Source organism: Variovorax sp. DXTD-1 (assembly GCF_003984625.1).
Taxonomy (GTDB): domain Bacteria; phylum Pseudomonadota; class Gammaproteobacteria; order Burkholderiales; family Burkholderiaceae_C; genus Variovorax.
The window spans coordinates 1-19,896 of record NZ_RWKH01000003.1 but is presented as its reverse complement, the minus strand read 5'-3'; the positions used below and the strand labels follow the sequence as shown (position 1 = coordinate 19,896).

The following is a 19,896-nucleotide window of genomic DNA, read 5'->3' as shown; positions in this document are numbered from 1 at the left end:
ACCAGCGCTTCGGTCCATGTCCGCCACCTCTCTCCTGCTGCAACTCATCGTCATCCTGAGCACCGCGCGCATCTGCGGCTGGGTGCTTCGCCACGTGGGCCAGCCGAGCGTGGTCGGTGAAATGGCGGCCGGCCTCATGCTCGGGCCGGTGGTCATGGGGGCGCTGTTTCCTTCGCTGCATGCGCAGCTTTTCTCCAAGAGCCACCTCGAGGGGCTCTCGTCGCTTTCGACGGTGGGCCTGGTGCTCTTCATGTTCGTGGTGGGGCTCGAACTGCGGGCCGCTCAAGGCGTGCGCGCGCAGCTGAAGGCGGCCGGCTATGTGGGCGCGCTCAGCGTTGCCGTGCCCATGGTGCTGGGCATTGGGATCTCGCCGGCCTTGCATCCGTCGCTGGCACCCGCGGGCGTGGGCTTCTGGCCGTTTGCGCTGTTCATGGCAGCGGCGCTTTCGATCACTGCCTTTCCTGTGATGGCGCGCATCCTGAAAGACCGCGGCCTCACGCGCACGCCGTTCGGCCAGCTTTCGCTGAGCGCGGCGGCGGTGGTCGACGTGTTCGCGTGGATCTTGCTGGCGCTGGTGGTGGCCCTCGCGGGCGCGGGGGAGGGCTATACCGGCCTGCTCAAGACCACGGCAGGCGTGGTGGTGCTGCTGGCTGTGCTGTTCTTCGGCATGAAGCCGGCCTTTGCGTGGCTGCTGCGCACGCGCGCGCCCAACGGCGAGCCTTCGACCGCCATGATGGCCTCGCTGATGATCGGCCTGCTGGTGTGCGCACTGGCAACCGAATGGCTGCACCTGCACGCGGTGTTCGGCGCCTTCCTGTTCGGCGCCTGCCTGCCGCGCGACGACCGTTTGCTGAATTCGCTCACCGAGCGCATCGAGCCGATTTCCATCGTGGTGCTGATGCCGTTGTTCTTCGCGCTGGCGGGGCTGGGCACCACCGCCAATGCCTTTACGGGCGCGAGCGTGGGCGCAATGCTGCTGATCGTCGGCGTGGCCACCATCGGCAAGCTGGCCGGCGGGGCCATCGGCGCGCGCATGGCGGGCTACGGATGGCGCGACAGCCTTGCCACCGGTTCGCTCATGAATGCGCGCGGGCTGATGGAGCTCATCGTGATGAAGATCGGCCTGGACGCCGGCCTGATCGGGCCCGAGCTCTTCACCATGCTGCTGGTGATGGCGCTGGTCACCACCGCGATGACGGGGCCGCTGATCAACCTGGTGATGGGCCGCACCAAGGCGCCCACCACGTCAGACGAAGCACCGGCCCGCGCAAAACCGTAGCCGGCAACCGGCGCGCTTGCTCAAGACCAGGAGCGGTCTTCGAGCACGTAGCCGCTGCCGCGCACCGTGTGCAGCAGCTTGAGCTCGAAAGGGTCGTCGATCTTGCTGCGCAGCCTGCGAATGGCCACTTCGAGCACGTTGGTGTCGCTCTCCAAGGGCGTGTTCCACACCTGATCGGCGAGCGTGCTGCGCGACACGATCTGTCCGCGATGGTGCAGCAGCACCGTCAGCAGCGAGAACTCCCTGGCCGTGAGTTCGACTCGCATGCGGTTGCGAACACACCTGCGGCTCGCAAGATCGAGCTCCAGGTCGGCCAACCCAAGCGTGGTGAGCGCCTGCGGCATGCCGCGTTGCAGCAGAGCCTGCACACGCGCCAGCAACTCAGGCAACCGGAAGGGCTTGACGAGATAGTCGTCGGCGCCTTGCCGGAGGCCCTTGATCCGGTCTTCGACCTTGTCTCGCGCGGTGAGAACCAGCACGGGCACCTTGCTTGTACGCCGTATGGCCTGGAGTACTGCAAAGCCGTCACCACCCGGAAGCACGACGTCGAGAAGGACCAAGGCATAGTCGCGTTCCGCGCAGAGAGAGCGGCCCTCGGCGTCACCGGACGCGACGTCGACTGCATACCCGTTCTCTTCCAGGCCCTTCTTCAGCCGGTCGCCCAACCGGGGCTCGCTCTCGATGACCAAGATTCGCATCCGCGGATATTAGCGATGGAATTTTCGCCGCGGAGATTGAGAACCCGGCATGAACGCCAGACAGGAGGACGCCCATTTGTCATACATGGCGCCGCCGTGGGTCCGTGGAGAGTCAGCTCCTGATCGCCGACTTCGGCCGGAACGCCTTGCAGACCGAATCGTCGGTCTCGAGGTACGGGCCGCCAATCAGGTCGATGCAATACGGCACCGCGGCGAAGATGCCCGGCACGACCTGCTTGCCGTCGGCATCCTTCAGCCCTTCAAGCGTTTCCGCAATCGACTTCGGCTGCCCCGGCAGGTTGATGATCAGGCTCTTGTCGCGGATCACCGCCACCTGACGCGAAAGGATGGCGGTGGGCACGAAGCGCAGGCTGATCTGGCGCATCTGCTCGCCGAAGCCAGGCATTTCCTTGTGGGCCACGGCCAGCGTGGCCTCGGGCGTCACATCGCGCAGGGCCGGGCCGGTGCCGCCCGTGGTCAGTACCAGCGAGCAGCCGGCATCGACCAGTTCGATGAGCGTGGCGCTGATGAGCGCGGTTTCGTCGGGAATCAGCCGGGACTCGAAATCGATGGGGTTCTTCAGCGCCCGGCCGAGCCATTCCTTCAAGGCGGGCAGGCCCTTGTCTTCGTAGGTGCCGCTGGAGGCGCGGTCGCTGATGGAGACGATGCCGATGCGAACAGAGTCGGGTGTGCTCATGCGTCCTCTTCCCGGTCTTGCGCGGCAGCCGCCGCGGCATGGTCCGCACCGCCGTGCACCGCGAGTTGCGCGCGCACCAGCTGGAAGATCTCGCGGTAAGCCTTGCCCTGGCGGGGCGCCTCACCGGCGGGGCCGGTCTTCATGTCCTTGCGGGCCTGCCGCACCAGGGCGCGCAACTGCTGGGAGTCGGTGGCGGGGTGGGTTTCGATCCAGCCGCCGAGCGCGTCGTCGTCGGCAATCAGCCGGTCGCGCCAGCGTTCGGCCTCGTGCAGGGCGGCGGCTTCGGCGGCCGGCACGGTGTTCTGCTCGGTCAGCGCCTGCTTCACGGCTTCCAGCACTTCGGGTTCGAGCTTGCGCATCAGCTTGCCGATGAACTGCATCTGGCGGCGTTTGCCCTCGAAATTGGTGATGCGCTTGGCCTCGGTGACGGCATCGACGAGCTTTTCGCCGAGCGGCAGCGCGTCGAACAGGGCTGCGCGCAGGCCGAGCAGCTCCTCGCCGAGCTTTTGCAGTTCATCGCTTTCGCGCTTGAGATCGGTGCGGCTGGCTTCGTCGGTGCCCTTGAGCTCGCGCTTGAGCTCCAGGTCGAGTTCGCTGCCTTCGGCAACGAACTGGCCACGGACGAAATAGCCTTTTTTGGGTTTGCGGGACATGGGGTGGATTCTGGGCCGCACCGTGCGGCGTTGCAACGCGTGCAATGCGCAGTGGGAAGCTGGGGGAAACAGAGAATAGGGGGCGCAAGTATCATAGCCACCACATGACGACATCCTCCTCGCGCGCCGATTCCGGCTTCGCCTACAGCCGCTCCTTCTTCGAAAACCTGGTCGACACGGCCCTGGCCCACGCCAAAAAGCTCGGTGCAACCGATGCCGGCGCCGAGGCCTCCGAGGGCTGCGGCCTCAGCGTCTCGGTCCGCAAGGGCGAGCTTGAGAACGTCGAGCGCAACCGCGACAAGTCGCTGGGCATCACGGTCTACGTGGGCCACCGCCGCGGCAACGCCAGCACCTCCGACTTTTCCGAGGCCGCCATCGCCCAGACCGTGCAGGCCGCATACGACATCGCCCGTTTCACGGCCGAAGACCCGGTCAGCGGCCTTCCCGACGAGGAAGACATCGCCAAGGTGCACCCCGAACTCGACCTGTTCCACCCCTGGGACGTGACGAGCGAACAGGCCGCCAAACTGGCGCTGGAGTGCGAAGCCGCGGCGCTTTCGACCGACAAGCGCATCACCAACAGCGAAGGCGCGGGCGTGTCGGCCCAGCAGAGCCACTTTTTCAGCGCCCACACGCACGGCTTTCGCGGCGGCTACGCCAGTTCGCGGCATTCGATTTCGGTTGCGCCCATCGCCGGCAAGGGCGACGACATGCAGCGCGACTCCTGGTACAGCTCCATGCGCTCGGCCGATGAGCTGGCCAGCCCGCAAGCCGTGGGCCGCTACGCCGCCGAGCGGGCGCTGAGCCGGCTCAAGTCGCGCAAGATCAAGACCACCGAATGCCCGGTGCTGTTCGAGTCGCCGCTGGCTGTGGGCCTCCTGGGCGGACTGGTGCAGGCCGTGAGCGGCGGGGCGCTGTACCGCAAGAGCACCTTCCTGCTCGATTCGCTCGGCAAGCCGGTGCTGCCCAAGCACGTGGACGTGGCCGAAGACCCGCATGTGATGCGCGGCAAGGGCAGCTCGCCGTTCGACGACGAAGGCGTGGTGACCCGTGCGCGCAAGGTGGTGGATGCCGGCCGGCTCGAAGGCTACTTTCTCTCGACCTATTCCGCGCGCAAGCTCGGCATGAAGACCACCGGCAATGCCGGCGGCTCGCACAACCTGATTTTGAGCTCGCGCCTCACCAAGGCCGGCGACGACCTCGACGCCATGCTGGCCAAGCTCGGCACCGGCCTGTTCGTGATCGAGCTGATGGGGCAGGGCGTGAACTACGTGACCGGCGATTACTCGCGCGGCGCGAGCGGCTTCTGGGTCGAGAAGGGCCGCATCGCCTTCCCGGTGCAGGAGATCACCATTGCCGGCAACCTGAAAGACATGCTGATGGGCATCGAGGCCATCGGCGCCGATGCCTACACTTTCGGCGCCAAGACCACGGGCTCGGTCCTGATCAACCGCATGAAGGTAGCCGGCAGCTGAGGCCGGCGGCCGCCTTCCTCGCTCAGACGATGCGAACCGAAAGGTTCGGCAGCCCGTCGATGTGGATCTCGATCAGGTCGCCGCGTACCACCGGGCCCACGTTCTCCGGCGTGCCCGAATAAATGATGTCGCCGGGCATCAGCTCGAAGGCCTGCGACAGGCGGCTGATCTGCTCCGCCACCGACCAGATCATGTGCTTGAGCGTGGCGTTCTGCTTGGTCTGGCCGTTCACCTTGAGCCAGATCGCGCCGTCGGTGTAGTGGCCGACCTTGACCACCGGGTGGATCGGCCCGATGGGCGCCGATTTGTCGAAGCTCTTGCCGATTTCCCAGGGCTTTTTCTGGTCGCCCATCTCGCGCTGAAGGTCGCGGCGGGTCATGTCCAGGCCGAGCGAATAGCCATAGACGAGGCCCAGCGCATCCGCGGGCGCGATGTTGCGGCCGCCCTTGGCGAGCGCCACGACCAGTTCCACTTCGTAGTGGTAGTTTTTCGTGAGCGTCGGGTACGGATGGTCGGCCACGGTGCCGGGCATCACGACCTGGATCGCATCCGCCGGCTTCTGGAAGAAGAACGGCGGCTCGCGGGTCGGGTCGGAGCCCATTTCGCGCGCATGGGCCGCATAGTTGCGGCCGATGCAGTAGATGCGCCGCACCGGAAACGCCTGCTCGCTGCCGACAATCGGAACCGTGGTCTGTGCGACGGTGAAGGGCGTTTGCGGCGCGCGCGATGCGCCGGCCGGCAGGGCGCAACCGGCAACTGCGCCGGCCGCCATGGCGGCAGAGCCGGCCAGCAGGCCGCGTCGTGAACTGGACATGATCTTGTCTCCTGAATCTTTTGTTGGGCGATGAAAACCGGCCGAGGCCAGCCGGGCCATTCTGAAGCGCGCTGGCGCGGCGCTACCGCACGCATCTACGCAAAAACAGGACGCAAGCAACACCCGCCGCCGCTCGGCAGCCCCGGGGCAAAGGCTTACCATCGCGCCATGTCGGCCCTTCAATCCAGCCTTCGCCTCTACGGCATGCAGGAGCGCGCGAACCACCTCGACTTCGACATCCGCTTCGAAGGCGCGCGGGACGTACTGGCACGGCCGCACCGGCACGAGTATTTCCAGATCCAGGTCAGCATCCATGGCGGCTCGCAGCAGGTGGTGGGCGGCGCGGTGCGCCCGTTCACTGCCGGGCACCTGAGCTTTGTGCTGCCCTACCGCGTGCACGTGGTGCCGCACCCGCCCGGCGCCCGCTATGCCATCGTGAACTTCGACCAGGGGTTTCTCTGGCCCGAGCTGCCGGTCGAGGCGCTCGACCTCGAAGAGGTGCCCGTGTCGCGCCAGCCCGAGCTGGCACCCTTCCTGTTCCAGGAGTACATGGACTTTCATTTCGGCGACGCCGATTTCGCGCGCATCCTCGGCTGGCTCGAAGAACTTGCCGTGCTGAACCGCGAGCGGCGCTTCGGCAGCGTGGGCGCGATCCGCGGCATTCTGCTGCAGCTGATGGGGCTCGTCTGCGACCGGCACGAGGCTCAACTGCTCGCGCAGGCCGCGCTGCAGAGCGGCCGCAGCTCGGGCGGCGATGCGCTGCAGCGCGTGATGCGCTATGTGCGCGAGCACCTGGGCGAGGACATGTCGCTCAACGATGCCGCCGCGTCGGCCATGCTGTCCCCCAACTACCTTGCACACCTGCTCAAGAAGCAGACCCACCGCACCTTCACCGAACTGGTGACCGAGCGCCGCCTGGAGCGCGCGAAGGAACTGCTGCTGACCTCGAACGCCCGCATCGCCGACATCGCGCGGCAGTGCGGTTTCGGCGATGCGGTTTACTTCAGCCGCCGGTTCAGGCTGCGCAACGGCGTTACGCCGCGGCAATTCCGCAATGCGGCTGGTGCCGGGCTTGCGACCGGGACAATCGGCGGATCAAGGATGTGCCCTCCATGAACTTCAAGCCAGAAGCCGCTGTACGTCCGCAGATCTACCTTGCCGGGCCGGACGTCTTTCGCCCCGATGCCAGAGACCACTTCGTGTGGCTCGCAGCCGCGTGCGACGCATTGGGCCTTGCGGCTTTGCTGCCGGCTGACGGCAACGAGGAGCAGAGTGCCGAAGCGCCGGAGGCGCGAATCTACGAGGCCAACATGCAGCGCCTTCGCGGTGCCGACGGCGTGGTGGCCAACCTCGCGTGCTTTCGCGGCCTGGAACCCGATTCAGGCACGGTGTTCGAAGTTGGCGCCGCGGTGGCGCTGCAGATCCCCGTCGTGGCCTACGGTGTGCCGGCAGGCAGCTATGCGGACCGTGCCCGGTCTGCGTTGCCGTGCGCAGTCGATGCAAGCGGCGTGCTGCGCGAGAACGACAGCGGCATTGCGGTGGAAGATTTCGGCCAGCCGCTGAACCTGATGCTGGCCTGTTCGATCCACATCGCTCCCACACCCGAAGCGGCGCTGCAGAAGATGGCAGAGCTGCTCGCGCTTCGGCCGCGCTGAGCCGCCGCCGGCCTCGCATTCAGGCTACTTTACCGCCGCTCTCTCAGCCGGCGCCAGCAGGTGCTCGAGCATGCGCCGCGCATTGAGCGGCAGGTCTTCCGTCGAGCGCACGCAGGCCATGAGTGTGCGCTCGGCCCACGCATCGCTCAGTCCGGCGCGCGCGATCTTCATCGACCTGGCGCAGCGCACGGCCGCGGTCTGCGGCACGATGCCCACGCCGATGCCGTGCTCGACCATGCCGCACACGGCCTCGAAGTTGCGCACGCGCACGCGGTAGGCCAGCTGCTTGCCCATGGCGCGGGCATGCTGCGTGACCAGCCGCTGCAGCGCGCTGTCCTCGGTCAGGCCGACGAATTCGCTGTCGGCCACCTCGGCCAGGTGCACGCGCCGGCGTCCGGCCAGCGCGTGGCCGCGCGGCATCACGAGCACGAGGTCGTCGCGGCGGAAGGGGTGGCACTCGAGGCCTTCGGTGCCGACCGCGTCGGAGACGATGCCGATGTCGCAGAGGCCCGCGCGCAGGGCCTCGACGGAGTCGGGGCTCGGCCGTTCTTCCAGATCGACCGAGATGCGTGGGTGCTGAGCGAGAAAGCGGCTCAGCACCTCGGGCAGGTGCTCGTTCAGCGCCGAGGTGCCGCACATGAACCGCACGTGACCCTTGAGGCCCTGGCCGTATTCGCCAAGCTCACCGCGCATGCGCTCCATCTGCTGCAGCACGACGCGCGCATGGTGCAGCAGCGTGCGGCCCGCCTCCGTGGGGCGCACGCCCTGCGCGTGCCGTGTGAGCAGCGGGCTGCCGAGCGCGTCTTCCATGCCGCGCACGCGCTGGCTCGCCGAGGCGAGCGTCATGTGCGAGCGCTGTGCGCCGGCGGTGAGGCTGCCGGCTTCCACAACGTGAAGAAACAGCCGAAGGTCTGTGAGGTCGAAGCGCATGGTGAGCCCGCAAGGTAGCACGGGAGCCTCAGTCTGTGCCTGAGGCCGGCTGCGCCAAAGCCGCATTTGCAGGCGCGGTCCCGGCCGGCAGACTGGGCATCGATGGACATATCGAATCAACTGGCCGGCCACTGGCTTGCCGCCGCCGCTGTGTTTCTGCTGGCCGGCACGGTCAAGGGGGTGATCGGGCTCGGCCTGCCGACGGTGGCGATGGCGCTGCTCGCACTCTGGATGCCACCGGCCCAGGCGGCCGCCTTGTTGATCGTGCCGTCGCTGGTCACCAACCTCTGGCAGACCGGCCCGCGCGCGACTTTCAAGCCGGTGCTGTGCCGCATCGGCGGCATGCAGGCCGGCATCGTGGCGGGCACGCTGGGCGGCGCGTTGTGGCTCGGCGTGCCCGGAGGCGCGTGGGCCTCGGTGGCGCTCGGGGTGGCACTGGTGGCCTATGCGCTCTGGGGGCTCACAGGCCGGCAACTGCATGTGCCGCCGGGGCGTGAACGCTGGCTTGGCCCTGCCGTGGGTGCCGCGACGGGCCTGGTTACCGCGGTGACCGGCGTGTTTGCGATGCCGGCCGTGCCTTATATGCAGGCCTTGGGATTCCAGCGCGATGCACTGATCCAGGCGATGGGCATTTCTTTCACCACGTCGACCGTGGTGCTCGCCATCGGGCTCGCGGGCAACGGGGGGTATCCGGTGTCGGCGCTCGGCGGGTCCATCGCGATGCTGCTGCCCGCCATTGGCGGCATGGCGCTGGGCACGTGGCTGCGCAAGCGGCTGCCCGTGGCGGTGTTCCGGCGCTGCTTCCTGGCCGGGCTGGCGCTGCTGGGGCTTTATATGGTGGCTCGCGCGCTGGGGTAAGGCTCTTGCCGCCCGGCGCCGCCGGCAGCGGAACCTCAGGCTGCGAGCAGGGCTTCGCGGACGCGCTCGATGGCTTGCCGGTAGGGCAGGGTGAAGTTCTCGACGTCGTCGCCCTGCGCCAGCCAGCTGAACGAGAACACCAGGCCGTCTTCTTCCGGGCTGCCCATGGCCACGTGGTCGAAGGTTTCGGGCAGCGGCGCTTCGGCGCGCATCAGGAACAGGTGCCACAGCTGCGGATGGCGCAGCGTGTTGCCCTCGGTGCCGGCCTCGCAATCGCGGGTAAGGGTGCCGAGTGATTGCAGTTCGCCGACGTAGTCGATGCCCGATTCCTCGAGCAATTCGCGGCGCACCGCCACCTCGGGCGATTCGCCGGGCTCGATGGTGCCCTTGGGCAACTGCATGTTCCCGTCGCCGGGATGGCGGAACACCAGCAGCCGGCCTCGTGCATCGATGAGGCAGGCGCAGGCCTTCAGGACGGTGGTGGCGCAGCCGCCGTCGTTCATCAGGCGCCCGCGAGGGCGGCCTTGACCGCCGCGCTCACCTGGCCCATGTCGGCCTTGCCGGCGAGGCGGGTCTTGACCGCGCCCATCACCTTGCCCATGTCGCCGGGGCCCTTTGCGCCTAGCTCGGCCACGATGGCCTTCACCTCGGTGGCCATTTCGTCGGCGCTCATGCGCTGCGGCAGGTACACCTCGAGCACCTTGATCTCGGCGGATTCCTTGTCGGCCAGGTCGGTGCGGCCGCCGGTCGTGAACGCGGCGATCGAGTCCTTGCGCTGCTTGACCATCTTGTCGACGATGGCCACGATCATGGCGTCGTCGAGCTCCACGCGCTCGTCCACTTCCTTCTGCTTCAGGGCGGCCATCAGCAGGCGGATGGTGCCAAGGCGCTCCGAGTCCTTGGCGCGCATCGCGGTCTTCATGTCTTCGGTGATCTGTTCCTTGAGGCTCATGCTCGGGGCTCCTGGTTCGGAAAAAACAAAAGCCGCGGCAGGTTTCCCTGGCGCGGCTGAGGCAGCAATCGGGTCGCTGGGCCGACTTGCGTCAAAGGCCGGCGACCCTGTTGCCAACGGGCATCAGTACAGCTTCTTGGGGAGCTGCATGCTGCGCACGCGCTTGTAGTGGCGCTTGACGGCAGCTGCCTTCTTGCGCTTGCGCTCGGCGGTCGGCTTTTCGTAGAACTCGCGGGCACGCAGGTCGGTCAGCAGGCCGAGCTTTTCGATGGTGCGCTTGAAGCGGCGCAGGGCGACGTCGAAAGGCTCGTTTTCTTTAACGCGGATGGTGGTCATTGATGAATCGTTGAACTGAATTTGGCTCGGGGAGATCGAGGCCCCAAGCCGGGGTTCCTCAACTGAAAATTTTTTGCGGCCGTTGAGGGAAGGCCAAAGTTAGCCCGCGATTATAGCGCGGTTGCGCACGCATGTGCGCTCGCCCAGGCCCATTGAAAGTTGTATCCGCCCAACCAACCGGTGACATCGACCACTTCGCCGATGAAATAAAGGCCCGGCTGTTTCGATTCCATGGTCTGGGAAGACAAGTCGCGGGTGTCGACCCCGCCCGCCGTGACCTCGGCCTTTTTGTAGCCCTCGGTGCCGCTGGGAGTGATCTGCCAGCGCGCAATGCGCTCGGCCAGGGCCGCGAGCGCCTTGTCGGCGGCCTCGTTGACGGGGCGCTGCAGGGCCGGGTCTTGCCCCACCCAGGCGTCGGCCAGCCGGGAGGGCACCAGCGCGGCCAGTTCGTTGGCAATGCGCTTCTTCGAGCGAAGCTTGGCTTCGCCCAGGGCTTCGGCCACGTTCACACCCGGCGCAAAGTCGAGTGTCAGCGGGGTTCCGGGCTTCCAGTAGCTCGAAATCTGCAGCACGGCCGGGCCCGAAAGGCCTCGGTGCGTGAACAGCAGGTCTTCGAGGAACGCCATCTTGTCTTTCTTCGCGCCGGTTTCGATGCGCACCGGCAGCGCCAGCCCGGCCAGTTCGGCGTACGGCGCCCACGCTTCGCCGCCAAAAGTCAGCGGTACCAGCGCCGGGCGGGGCGTGACGACCCGCAGGCCGAACTGCTCGGCCAGGCGGTAGCCGAAATCGCTGGCGCCGATCTGCGGAATCGAAAGGCCGCCGGTGGCCACCACCAGTCTGGGCGTTTCGATGAGACCCTTGCTGCTATCGATTCGGTAGCTGCCGGCGCCCGTTTCGCCAGCCTCGGTCGCCGAAAACGCGATCTTTCCAATCTTGCAGGGCTGCCAGCGCGTGACGTGGCCCGCATCGCACTCCGCCAACAGCATGTCGACGATCTGCTGAGAGGAGCCGTCGCAGAACAGCTGCCCCTTGTGCTTCTCGTGAAAGGCGATGCCGTGCTTCTGCACCAGTTCGATGAACTGCTGCGGGGCATAGCGCGAGAGCGCCGATCGGCAAAAATTCGGGTTGTCGCCGATGAAGTGGCGCTGCGGCGCGCGCACGTCGAGGTCGCGGTTGGTGAAGTTGGCGCGGCCGCCGCCCGAGATGCGGATCTTCTCGCCGACCTTCTCGCTGTGGTCGACCAGCAGCACCTTGAGTCCGCGCTGGCCCGCCAGCCCGGCGCAGAACAGCCCGGCCGCACCGGCGCCGACCACGACGACATCGAACTGGAAAGGAGCGCTCAAATCGGTACGAGGGAATCAGGGGCCATCGGCCGCAAGAAGCGGCGGCGCGTTGTACTTCAGGTGCCCGACGTAGCGCAGCGGCTGCGTGGCGGCAATCGAGGGCACGTCGCCCTCGCGCATGTGCAGCAGGTCGGCCGGGCTCACCCAGCGCGGGTCGGCGTCGGTGATCGGCATGCCCGCCTGGCGATAGGCCTCGAGCACGAACTGCGAGCAGAAGAACTGGTCGTCCCGGCTTGCGCCCAGCTGCACCATGGCCATGCCGCTGATGCAGTAGTGGCTCACGGCCGAAGGAATCAGCGGCAGCTCGCACAGGCGCCGGTTCAGCACGAAAGGCGCGTTCAGCAGCACGCCGGTGGTGTTGTAGCGCGTGCCGACCTGCGAGTTGGCCCATGCGCGGAGCTTTTCGACACCCGCGGCGTCGAGCCCGGGCACGCGAAAGGCGACGACCATCTGTTCTTCGTCGATCACATCGGCCACCCGCCGTGCGCGCACACCGGTGCCCACGGCTTCGGCAATCAGCCTGTCGCCCAGGTACAGCACCGCATGGCTCACCGGCGAGAAGGTGCCCAGGCGAATGCCGAACGAATTGACCGTGGCAATCGAGGTCAGCAGGATGTCGCCGGGCTGCAGCGCATCGGCGGCGATGAGCTCGCCCCCGTTGCCGGGTGCAATGACCGAGCTTTGCACGCGCAGGCGCAAGCTGGTGTCCTTGGAGGGCAGGTCGACCCGCGTGGCGCAGGCCGTAAGAAGCAGCGCCGCGGTGGCCGCCGCCATGAGAAGGGCGGTACGCATCATCCCTTCCAGACGAACGGGAACTTCAGCTGCTTGAAGAAGCCGTTGGGCACGTAGTTGCCCAACACGCCGTATTTCTCGGGCCAGAGCTTGGTGCTCTTCACCGCGGTGCCGAAGATGTAGTCAAGAAAGGCGTAGTGCGCCGAATAGTTCTTGTCGAGCGCCTCGACGTCCTGGCTGTGGTGCCAGTGATGGAAGTTGGGCGTCACGATGATGTAGCGCAGCGGCCCGAGCCGAACGCTCACGTTGCAGTGGTTGAACACCGCCTGGAAGCCCACCACCACGATGTACGCGTCGATCACTTCCTTCGAAAAGCCGAACACGTAGATCGGCGCAAGCACCAGCGTGCGCGTGATCAGCAACTCGAGGATGTGCTGGCGCGAGCCGGCCATCCAGTCCATGCTTTTCACGCTGTGGTGCACCGCATGCAGGCGCCACAGCACCGGCACCTCGTGATAGGCGCGGTGGGTCCAGTACTGCACCAGATCCGCCACCAGGATGATCAGCAGCAGCCCGGCCCAGAAAGGCAGGTTGCCCACCCAGCCGCGAATGCCGTCGTTGGCGGCCCAGCCGAAGAACTTGTGCACCATCAGGTTGGTGGCCAGCAGCACGAAGCCCACGATCATGTGATTCACCACAAAGTGGTGAAAGTCGGTTTGCCATTCGGCGCGAAACACCGGCTGGTCCTTGCGCAGCGCGAACAGCTTTTCGATGAAGATGAAGATCAGCGACGAGCCCAGCAGGTCGAGAATGAACCAGTCCAGGCCGATGTAGGGGGTGTTGTCGGCAAAGTCGTTCACCGGCACCTTGTGCCCGCCCAGCAGCGCGGCCGCGGCCACCAGCAGGAACGCGGCCGACGAGAGCCAGCGCGAGCGGTTGAAGATGATGTTCACCAGCGCCAGCCCGCCCGAGACCACCATGGCCGCCAGCAGGATGAAGCGCATCACGTCGACGTTGTAGCTCCGGCGCAGCTCGGGCGTCGTGAGGTACTGCGGAAAGTGGAATGCCAGCACGCCGAGGAAGCAGAGGATGCCCAGGCTCAGGGCGATGGTTCCTGTCACCAGGCCGCGGCCGCGCTGCAGCTCGCCATGGTTCTGGGTGAATTCGTTGAGTTTGTCGATGTCCAGCATGCCGGCCCTCTCTCTGTCTGCGCTTTTGTTGGAGCGCGATTTTAGGCGGCTGTAGGAACATGCCCACGTCCGCCAAAAGGTCTAGATGGGGCCGCCGGTCTTCGGTGGCGGCACGGCCGAGATGCTCAGGTGCCGAACCGGCCGGCGTCCGAGCCCAGCGGCAGCGCCGCGGCGGCCAGCCCGCGCAGCACATCGCCCACGACGATGACCGCGGGGCTCGCAAGCCCGGCTTCGGCAATGCAGGCTTGGAGCCGGTCGAGCGTGGCCGTGACGTGGCGCTGCTGCGGCAGGCTCGCGTGCTGGATGACCGCCACGGGCGTATCGCCGGGCAGGCCCTGCAGCAGTTCGCGTTCGATGTGGCCCGCACCCGCCACCCCCATGTAGATCACCAGCGTGAGCCGCGCGCTGTGCGCGGTGGCGGCCAGCGCACGCCAGTCGGTGGCGTCTTCATGCGCGCTGGCACCGGTCTTGGCGTGGCCCGTGACGAACACCACGCCCTGGGCATGGTCGCGGTGCGTGAGCGGCACGCCCAGCGAGGTCACGGCGGCAAGGCCGGCGGTAATGCCGTTGATCACCGTGCACTCGATGCCGGCTTCGCGCAGGTGCTCGACCTCTTCGCCGCCGCGGCCGAAGATGAACGGGTCTCCGCCCTTGAGCCGGACCACGGTTTCGCCTTCGCGCGCCGCCGTGATCATGAGCCGTTCGATGAATGCCTGCGGCGTGCTCTTGCAGCCGCCGCGCTTGCCCACGTGCACGATGCGCGCATCGGGCCGCGCATACGAGGCCAGGATGCTCTCGCTCACCAGGTCGTCCACCAGCAGCACGGTGGCGGCCTGGATCGCCTTCACCGCCTTGATCGTCAGCAGTTCGGGGTCGCCCGGGCCGGCGCCCACCAGCGTGCAGCTTCCGGCGGTGAATGGGGATGCGGGTGCGTTCATGCGTGGGCTGCCAGTTGGGTGATGTGCCTGACCTGGGTGGCAATGGCTTCCGGCACGGGAAGCTCGCCATTCAACACGCGGCGCGTGTAGTCTGCCGTGGTCGCGACGTCGATCTCTTTCGGCAGCCCCGGCACTTCGTTCGACGTGCCCGCGGCCTGCGCCTGCAGCTCGCTGCGCATGCCGCGCACAAAGCCGTCGATCTGCGCGGTGCGGCGCGGGTCGGACACCACTTCGCCCTCGAGCCCGCGCGAGAGCAGGGCGGTCATGCCCATGAGCTCGAAGGTCTCGCCCATCGTGCGCGCGTATTCCGGATGGGTGTAGCTTGCCACGACCACGCAGGGGCCTGCGGTCGGCTGCATGAGCTTGACCACGCTGTGGCCAGGGTTGCGCAGGCCCACCACGCGGCGCACGTCGAGCAGCCGTTTGAGCGCGGGGTTGAGCAGTTCGGTCGGCGCAAAGCCGACCTCGCCGCATGCAATTTTTCGGACGGCCGTGAGCATTGGGATGTCCAATGCCTCCAGCACGTTCGATGCCAGCACGCGCGATGTTTCGGTGGCGCTGCCGTGCACCAGCACCGGCAGTCCCTCGCGGGCGAGCAGCAGCGCGAGCAGCGGCGTGAGCACTGGCAGCTTGCGCGCGCCGTTGTAGCTCGGCAGCACGATGAGGGGGCGGTCGGCGGCCGGAACGTGGTTGAGCCGCGCATGCGTCGCATCGAGAAAACCGGCCATCTCTTCGGGCGTTTCGCCCTTGATGCGCATGGCCAGGCAGAAGCCGCCGATTTCGAGGTCGGTCACGGTGCCGTCCAGCACCTGGCCGAACAGGTCCGTGGCCTGTTCGCGCGTGAGTGGCTTGGCGCCTCGCGCGCCGCGGCCGATTTCCTTGATGTATTGGCTGATTCCCATGGGTGCCCCGATTGTCCAGCAATGCTTATGCCGGAATGCAAGGCGGCTTATGCACCTTCTGTGAGAACCTCCGCCGGCGTTGCCCGCACCATGCGCTTGAGCTCGGGCAGGCAGGAGCCGCAGTTGGTGCCGCATTTGAGCGCACCCTGCAGCGACGCCAGCCGCTCCTCGGGCGTGCCGCTGCAGCGGCCCAGTTCACCCTGGATGGCCAGGTCGGTCACGTTGAAGCAGGTGCAGACCGTTTGCCCGCGGGACTGCACCGCCACCGGCGCGCGGGCGCCCGGCGAAAGCAGCAGCCGGCCGTAGGTTTGCGCCGGAATCTCCTCGCGCAGCAGGGTGCCGATCCAGGCCTCGGCGGTGGTATCGCCGCCCAGCAGGAAAGCTTCGAGCCCGGCGTTGCCGTCGGCGCGGCGCACCAGCCGGGCCACGCGGCGCTGGCCGCGGCGGCGGTCGGCGTAGCGCAGGGCATCGCTGCCGCGCAGGCCGAGCAGGCCTTCGATGCGATCGATGAGCTCGTCGTCCGGCGCGTCGTGCGCGGCCGCGCGGAACAGGATTCCGCTGCGTTCTTCGCCCGGCGTATTGCCCGAGAACGGCACGCAGGTGGCAAACGGAAACATCGCCATCAGCGGCTTGAGCGCCTGCTGCGCGGCAAAGGCGGCATCGGGCGGCAGCCAGGCCATGGCGAGCAGCGACCACGGCAGCTCGGCCTTGAGGATCTTGACCGGCGTGTGCTTGAGCTCGGGCTGCTTCGAGGTGGGGCAGTAGGCCGGCGTGGTCAGCGCATTGATGCCGGCCAGCGGCGTGCCGGTCGACGAGCAGCCGCTCAGGTATTCCTCGCCCCAATGCATGGCGACGAAAGCTTGGCTCAGGCCGATCTCGGCGCTGGCGCGGGCGGGCAGCAGGATGGAGCCGCGCTTGGAGGTGAGGTGCACCAGGTCGCCGTCTTTCAGGAGGCGGCGCGCCATGTCCTGCGCGTTCATCTGCACCACCGGCTCGGCCACGTGGCCGAACAGTCGGCCGACCGTGCCGGTGCGGCTCATGCCGTGCCACTGGTCGCGCAAACGGCCCGTGTTGAGCGAGAACGGGTAGCGGGCCTCGCGCGCCTCGGCCACGGGTTTGTAGACGGTATCGACGAAGCGTGCACGGCCGTCCGGCGTGGGAAAAACGCCGTCTTCATAGAGCCGGGCGCGGCCGGTGGTCTCGCCTTCCTTCAGCGGCCATTGCTGGGGGCCGGCCGTTTCGAGCATGGCGTAGCTCAGGCCGGTGATGTCGAGGTCGCGCCCGCGGGTGGATTCGCGATGCTCGTTCCACACCTGCTCGGCCGAGCCGTAGGGGAACAGCGTCTCCGTGCGGCCGAGCCGCTGTTCGAGACGGCGTGCAAAGTCGACGGCAATCGACCAGTCGTGGCGTGCCTCGCCGGGCCCCGCCACCGCGGGGCGCACGCGCGAGATGCGGCGCTCGCTGTTGGTCACGGTGCCTTCCTTCTCGCCCCAGGTGGTGGCGGGCAGCAGCAGGTCTGCGAAGGCGCAGGTCGAGGTGGTCGAAAAAGCCTCTTGCACCACCACGAACTCGGCGCGCTCGAGCGCGCGGCGCACCGTGGCCTGGTCGGGCATCGATTGGGCCGGGTTGGTGCAGGCAATCCACAGCGCGCGGATCTCTCCGTCGGCGGCGGCCTGGAACATCTCGACCGCGGTCTTGCCGGGCTTCTCGGGCACCGAGGGCAGGTTCCACAGCGCGGCCACTTCCGCGCGGTGCGCGGGGTTGGCCAGGTCGCGGTGCGCGCTCAGCAGGTTGGCCAGGCCGCCCACTTCGCGCCCGCCCATGGCGTTGGGCTGTCCGGTGAGCGAGAAGGGGCCGGCGCCGGGCTTGCCGATCTGGCCGGTGGCCAGGTGCAGGTTGATCAGCGCCGCGTTCTTCGCAGTGCCGCTGGATGACTGGTTGAGGCCCTGGCAATACAGGCTCAACGTGGCAGCCGAGGTCGCGAACATGCGCGCCGCGGCAAGCAGGTCGTCCTTCGAGATGCCGCAGACCTGCGCCACCTTGTCGGGCGTGCATTCGCGCACCGTGGCCTTCAATGCATCGAAGCCCGTGGTGTGGGCCGCGATGTAGCGGTTGTCGGTCCAGCCTTCCCACAGCATCAGGTGCAGCATGCCGTTGAACAGCATCACGTCGGTGCCGGGCTGAATGGGCAGGAACAGGTCGGCAATCTCGACCGTGTCGGTGCGGCGCGGATCGGCCACGATGATCTTCATGCCCGGGTTGGCGGCCTTCGCGTCCTCGATGCGGCGAAAGAGAATCGGGTGCGCCCACGCGGCATTGCTGCCCACGATGAACAGGCACTCGGCGTGCTTCAGGTCGTCGTAGCAGGCGGGCGGCGCATCGGCGCCCAGCGTCTGCTTGTAGCCGGCCACCGCGCTGCTCATGCACAGGCGCGAATTGGTGTCGATGTTGTTGGTGCCGATCAAGCCCTTGGCGAGCTTGTTGAAGACGTAGTAGTCCTCGGTGAGCAACTGGCCCGAGACATAGAAGCCCACGGCGTCGGGCCCGTGGTCTCGGATTACCTGCGCGAACTTGTCGACCGCGCCATCGAGCGCGGTGTTCCACGCCACGGGCGCCGGCTCGGCGCCGCGCGCGGCGCGCTGCATGGGCTGCAGCAGCCGGGTCTGGCGCGTGACCGTGGCCGTTGCCGTGAGGTGCAGCGTGGAGCCCTTGGTGCAAAGGCGCCCGAAGTTGGCCGGGTGGTCGGGGTCTCCGCGCACGCCGGTGATCTGCGCGCCGTCGGACTCGATGATCACACCGCAGCCCACGCCGCAGTACGGACAGGTGGAGCGAGTTTCTTCCATGCGTCGATGCCTCTGTTTGGCGTTCAGCTGCTGTGCGGCGCCTGCACGTCGAAGGTCTCGTCGCCCAGCTTGCCGGCCGTTGCGGCGCCGGGGCCGGCGCGGGGCGGCGCCAGGTCGATGGCATGCGTCTTGAGTTCTTCCGCATCCAGGTGCACCACGCCCTCGGCGAGCTTCACCGCGAACTTGGGCGTGCATCCTTCGTCAGGCGACCTGGCGCACCCGTCGTCCAGGCCGATGGCCCAGTTGTGCAGCGGGCAGGCCACGCTGGTGCCGAACACGATGCCCTGGCTCAATGGGCCGCCCTTGTGCGGGCAGCGGTCCAGCAGTGCGAACACCTGGTCTTCTGAATTGCGGAACACGGCGACGGCCACGCCCACGGGGCGCGCCACGCGGCGGGCGCCCAGTACGGGAATGTCGTCGATGCGGCAGATGGCTTTCCATTCGCTCATGGTGGGGTCTCTAGGTTTTGAGGTCGGAATACAGGCCGGTCACGCGGTCCATGATGGCCAGCAGGTTCTCGCTGGCCACGAACACGTCGGACATCAGGGCGGGTGAGGTGGCAGCGCCTTCGAGGCGCTGGAGGCCGCGGTTGAAAAACATCCACTGCGCATCGGCCAGCACCAGTTCCTGCCGGATCTGCGCGGTGGCTTCCGGCGCGTTGCGCAGGATTTCGAGCGCGGCAAGGAATTCGGCGCGCGCCTTTGCAATTTCAGCCGTGCTGCCGGTGGCGTCGATCTGCATCGCGCCGGCCAGGTAGAACTTGGCCATGCGCTGGGACAGCATGCGCTGCCGGCCTGCGATATTGACCAGACGGCCCACGGGCTTGCCCGAGGCGGCCTCGTACTGCATGGTGCCCTGGTTCGCAAGCGTGAGCACGGCGGCATCGAGCTTGACGATCCGGGCGGCTTCTTCCTTGCCGAGCGCAGGGCCGGTGAGCTCGCGTTTGAATTCGCTCCATGCGCCGTCGAGTGCGTCGTAGGTGCCGCGAATGGCGGGGCTCGGTGCGAAGGCCTTGAGCTCGGTCAGTTGCCTTTCGAACAGCGCAATCGATTTGTCGAGCACCTGCTGCGCGCTGCGCGTTTCCACTTTCTGCGCCAGCGCGAGATAAGCCTTGCTCGCGCGCTGCGACAGCATGCGTTGGCGGCCCGCCTTGTTGATGGCGTCGTTGAGGTCCGCCACCTGGGCGCGGGCACCCACCGCGGCGAGCGCGGAAGAAGCGATGAACAGTCGTCTTTTCAAACCGCTTCCTCGCCTACACCGTGAGCGGCGTGAACTGCCGCACATCCACCTGCGCCTGGCTCGACGCGAACCACGGATCGGGCTCCCCATCCAGCGCGAACTGCAGCCGCTCCCACAGCGCACGGCGGCCGGCTTCGTCCTCCAGGATCTTCTTCTTCACATAGTCCAGCCCCACCCGCCCGATGTAGTGCACCGTGCGCTCCAGGTACCAGCCTTCCTCGCGGTACAGCTGCAGGAAGGCCCCCGAGTACTCCATCACCTCCTCGGCCGTCTTCACCTTCACCAGGAACTGCGCCACCTCCGTCTTGATGCCGCCGTTGCCCCCCACATACAGCTCCCAGCCGGAGTCGACCCCGATCACG

General features: G+C 67.3%; 21 protein-coding genes and 1 pseudogene. 5 read left to right on the top strand and 17 right to left on the bottom strand.

The genetic code is table 11. From position 1 onward, the window contains the following. The first annotated feature begins 16 nt into the window (after positions 1-16). A complete protein-coding gene (locus EJI00_RS03555) occupies positions 17-1,279 on the top strand; it encodes a cation:proton antiporter (RefSeq protein WP_126746100.1) in 1,263 nt (420 codons plus the stop codon). A 20-nt stretch (positions 1,280-1,299) separates the two neighbouring features. Here EJI00_RS03555 and EJI00_RS03550 read toward each other — a convergent pair whose 3' ends face one another. The 3 genes from EJI00_RS03550 to yjgA all read right to left on the bottom strand — a co-directional run bounded on the left by EJI00_RS03550 (position 1,300) and on the right by yjgA (position 3,327). Beyond that, a complete protein-coding gene (locus tag EJI00_RS03550) occupies positions 1,300-1,977 on the bottom strand; it encodes a response regulator (protein ID WP_126746099.1) in 678 nt (225 codons plus the stop codon). A 112-nt stretch (positions 1,978-2,089) separates the two neighbouring features. Beyond that, complete coding sequence (gene mog, locus EJI00_RS03545; protein ID WP_126746098.1) at positions 2,090-2,674, bottom strand: molybdopterin adenylyltransferase; 585 nt, start codon at positions 2,672-2,674, stop codon at positions 2,090-2,092. Continuing rightward, positions 2,671-3,327: a ribosome biogenesis factor YjgA gene (gene yjgA / locus EJI00_RS03540; RefSeq protein ID WP_126746097.1), complete on the bottom strand. Its 657-nt coding sequence runs from the start codon at positions 3,325-3,327 to the stop codon at positions 2,671-2,673. Before yjgA ends, mog begins: the two co-directional genes overlap by 4 nt. Positions 3,328-3,431: 104 nt before the next feature. On the opposite strand from yjgA, the gene pmbA reads away from it, so the two are divergent. Then, on the top strand, positions 3,432-4,802 hold the full coding sequence (pmbA, locus tag EJI00_RS03535) for a metalloprotease PmbA (protein WP_126746096.1): 1,371 nt from the start codon (positions 3,432-3,434) through the stop codon (positions 4,800-4,802). 22 nt (positions 4,803-4,824) lie between these two features. On the opposite strand, the gene EJI00_RS03530 is transcribed toward pmbA, so the two are convergent. Then, positions 4,825-5,616, bottom strand: a complete 792-nt coding sequence (locus EJI00_RS03530; protein WP_126746095.1) for a fumarylacetoacetate hydrolase family protein — start codon at positions 5,614-5,616, stop codon at positions 4,825-4,827. Between the two features lie 204 nt (positions 5,617-5,820). Between EJI00_RS03530 and EJI00_RS03525 the strand changes: the two genes are divergently transcribed. Both EJI00_RS03525 and EJI00_RS03520 read left to right on the top strand, forming a co-directional pair. After that, positions 5,821-6,732 (top strand): AraC family transcriptional regulator, encoded by a 912-nt coding sequence (locus EJI00_RS03525; protein WP_126746312.1) that lies wholly within the window; start codon positions 5,821-5,823, stop codon positions 6,730-6,732. After that, entirely contained in the window at positions 6,729-7,271 is a 543-nt protein-coding gene (locus EJI00_RS03520) for a nucleoside 2-deoxyribosyltransferase (protein WP_126746094.1), read from the top strand. Before EJI00_RS03525 ends, EJI00_RS03520 begins: the two co-directional genes overlap by 4 nt. A 24-nt stretch (positions 7,272-7,295) precedes the next feature. On the opposite strand, the gene EJI00_RS03515 is transcribed toward EJI00_RS03520, so the two are convergent. Then, positions 7,296-8,201, bottom strand: coding sequence for a LysR family transcriptional regulator (locus tag EJI00_RS03515; RefSeq protein WP_126746093.1), 906 nt, complete (start codon positions 8,199-8,201; stop codon positions 7,296-7,298). 102 nt (positions 8,202-8,303) lie between these two features. On the opposite strand from EJI00_RS03515, the gene EJI00_RS03510 reads away from it, so the two are divergent. Further along, positions 8,304-9,059 (top strand): sulfite exporter TauE/SafE family protein, encoded by a 756-nt coding sequence (locus EJI00_RS03510; RefSeq protein ID WP_126746092.1) that lies wholly within the window; start codon positions 8,304-8,306, stop codon positions 9,057-9,059. A 35-nt stretch (positions 9,060-9,094) separates the two neighbouring features. Here the strand turns inward: EJI00_RS03510 and EJI00_RS03505 are convergent, their stop codons facing one another. The 12 genes and pseudogenes from EJI00_RS03505 to EJI00_RS03450 form a co-directional block, all read right to left on the bottom strand. Beyond that, on the bottom strand, positions 9,095-9,562 hold the full coding sequence (locus tag EJI00_RS03505) for an NUDIX domain-containing protein (protein ID WP_126746091.1): 468 nt from the start codon (positions 9,560-9,562) through the stop codon (positions 9,095-9,097). Continuing rightward, entirely contained in the window at positions 9,562-10,011 is a 450-nt protein-coding gene (locus tag EJI00_RS03500; protein WP_126746090.1) for a GatB/YqeY domain-containing protein, read from the bottom strand. Before EJI00_RS03500 ends, EJI00_RS03505 begins: the two co-directional genes overlap by 1 nt. 123 nt (positions 10,012-10,134) lie before the next feature. Next, positions 10,135-10,347 carry a 30S ribosomal protein S21 gene (gene rpsU, locus EJI00_RS03495; RefSeq protein WP_007833691.1) on the bottom strand — a complete coding sequence of 71 codons (213 nt, stop codon included), beginning with the start codon at positions 10,345-10,347 and terminating at the stop codon, positions 10,135-10,137. 110 nt (positions 10,348-10,457) lie between these two features. Then, positions 10,458-11,690: an NAD(P)/FAD-dependent oxidoreductase gene (locus EJI00_RS03490; protein WP_126746089.1), complete on the bottom strand. Its 1,233-nt coding sequence runs from the start codon at positions 11,688-11,690 to the stop codon at positions 10,458-10,460. A gap of 15 nt (positions 11,691-11,705) precedes the next feature. After that, entirely contained in the window at positions 11,706-12,485 is a 780-nt protein-coding gene (locus EJI00_RS03485) for a YaeF family permuted papain-like enzyme (RefSeq protein WP_126746088.1), read from the bottom strand. Continuing rightward, positions 12,482-13,612, bottom strand: a complete 1,131-nt coding sequence (locus EJI00_RS03480; protein ID WP_126746087.1) for a sterol desaturase family protein — start codon at positions 13,610-13,612, stop codon at positions 12,482-12,484. The genes EJI00_RS03485 and EJI00_RS03480 overlap by 4 nt, the downstream gene beginning before the upstream one ends. Positions 13,613-13,737: 125 nt before the next feature. Continuing rightward, positions 13,738-14,550 (bottom strand): uroporphyrinogen-III C-methyltransferase, encoded by an 813-nt coding sequence (gene cobA, locus EJI00_RS03475; protein WP_126746086.1) that lies wholly within the window; start codon positions 14,548-14,550, stop codon positions 13,738-13,740. Continuing rightward, a complete protein-coding gene (gene ybiB, locus EJI00_RS03470) occupies positions 14,547-15,452 on the bottom strand; it encodes a DNA-binding protein YbiB (RefSeq protein WP_126746085.1) in 906 nt (301 codons plus the stop codon). Before ybiB ends, cobA begins: the two co-directional genes overlap by 4 nt. A gap of 47 nt (positions 15,453-15,499) precedes the next feature. Beyond that, positions 15,500-18,295, bottom strand: a complete 2,796-nt coding sequence (locus tag EJI00_RS03465) for a nitrate reductase (RefSeq protein ID WP_126746084.1) — start codon at positions 18,293-18,295, stop codon at positions 15,500-15,502. Positions 18,296-18,318: 23 nt separating this feature from the next. Then, a complete protein-coding gene (nirD, locus tag EJI00_RS03460; RefSeq protein WP_126746083.1) occupies positions 18,319-18,744 on the bottom strand; it encodes a nitrite reductase small subunit NirD in 426 nt (141 codons plus the stop codon). Between the two features lie 10 nt (positions 18,745-18,754). Then, a complete protein-coding gene (locus EJI00_RS03455) occupies positions 18,755-19,534 on the bottom strand; it encodes a type IV pili methyl-accepting chemotaxis transducer N-terminal domain-containing protein (protein ID WP_126746082.1) in 780 nt (259 codons plus the stop codon). Between the two features lie 13 nt (positions 19,535-19,547). Then, positions 19,548-19,896 (bottom strand): annotated as a pseudogene (locus EJI00_RS03450) (nitrite reductase large subunit); the annotation flags it as partial.

Bases quoted from the DNA above. Each gene is read 5' to 3' on its own strand.
- EJI00_RS03505 (WP_126746091.1), bottom strand. From the start codon at position 9,562: ATGAACGACGGCGGCTGCGCCACCACCGTCCTGAAGGCCTGCGCCTGC.
- EJI00_RS03555 (WP_126746100.1), top strand. From the start codon at position 17: ATGTCCGCCACCTCTCTCCTGCTGCAACTCATCGTCATCCTGAGCACC.
- mog (WP_126746098.1), bottom strand. From the start codon at position 2,674: ATGAGCACACCCGACTCTGTTCGCATCGGCATCGTCTCCATCAGCGAC.
- EJI00_RS03465 (WP_126746084.1), bottom strand. From the start codon at position 18,295: ATGGAAGAAACTCGCTCCACCTGTCCGTACTGCGGCGTGGGCTGCGGT.
- EJI00_RS03485 (WP_126746088.1), bottom strand. From the start codon at position 12,485: ATGATGCGTACCGCCCTTCTCATGGCGGCGGCCACCGCGGCGCTGCTT.
- EJI00_RS03525 (WP_126746312.1), top strand. From the start codon at position 5,821: ATGCAGGAGCGCGCGAACCACCTCGACTTCGACATCCGCTTCGAAGGC.
- EJI00_RS03520 (WP_126746094.1), top strand. From the start codon at position 6,729: ATGAACTTCAAGCCAGAAGCCGCTGTACGTCCGCAGATCTACCTTGCC.
- yjgA (WP_126746097.1), bottom strand. From the start codon at position 3,327: ATGTCCCGCAAACCCAAAAAAGGCTATTTCGTCCGTGGCCAGTTCGTT.
- nirD (WP_126746083.1), bottom strand. From the start codon at position 18,744: ATGAGCGAATGGAAAGCCATCTGCCGCATCGACGACATTCCCGTACTG.
- rpsU (WP_007833691.1), bottom strand. From the start codon at position 10,347: ATGACCACCATCCGCGTTAAAGAAAACGAGCCTTTCGACGTCGCCCTG.
- EJI00_RS03510 (WP_126746092.1), top strand. From the start codon at position 8,304: ATGGACATATCGAATCAACTGGCCGGCCACTGGCTTGCCGCCGCCGCT.
- EJI00_RS03480 (WP_126746087.1), bottom strand. From the start codon at position 13,612: ATGCTGGACATCGACAAACTCAACGAATTCACCCAGAACCATGGCGAG.
- cobA (WP_126746086.1), bottom strand. From the start codon at position 14,550: ATGAACGCACCCGCATCCCCATTCACCGCCGGAAGCTGCACGCTGGTG.
- EJI00_RS03515 (WP_126746093.1), bottom strand. From the start codon at position 8,201: ATGCGCTTCGACCTCACAGACCTTCGGCTGTTTCTTCACGTTGTGGAA.
- EJI00_RS03530 (WP_126746095.1), bottom strand. From the start codon at position 5,616: ATGTCCAGTTCACGACGCGGCCTGCTGGCCGGCTCTGCCGCCATGGCG.
- ybiB (WP_126746085.1), bottom strand. From the start codon at position 15,452: ATGGGAATCAGCCAATACATCAAGGAAATCGGCCGCGGCGCGCGAGGC.
- EJI00_RS03550 (WP_126746099.1), bottom strand. From the start codon at position 1,977: ATGCGAATCTTGGTCATCGAGAGCGAGCCCCGGTTGGGCGACCGGCTG.
- EJI00_RS03500 (WP_126746090.1), bottom strand. From the start codon at position 10,011: ATGAGCCTCAAGGAACAGATCACCGAAGACATGAAGACCGCGATGCGC.
- pmbA (WP_126746096.1), top strand. From the start codon at position 3,432: ATGACGACATCCTCCTCGCGCGCCGATTCCGGCTTCGCCTACAGCCGC.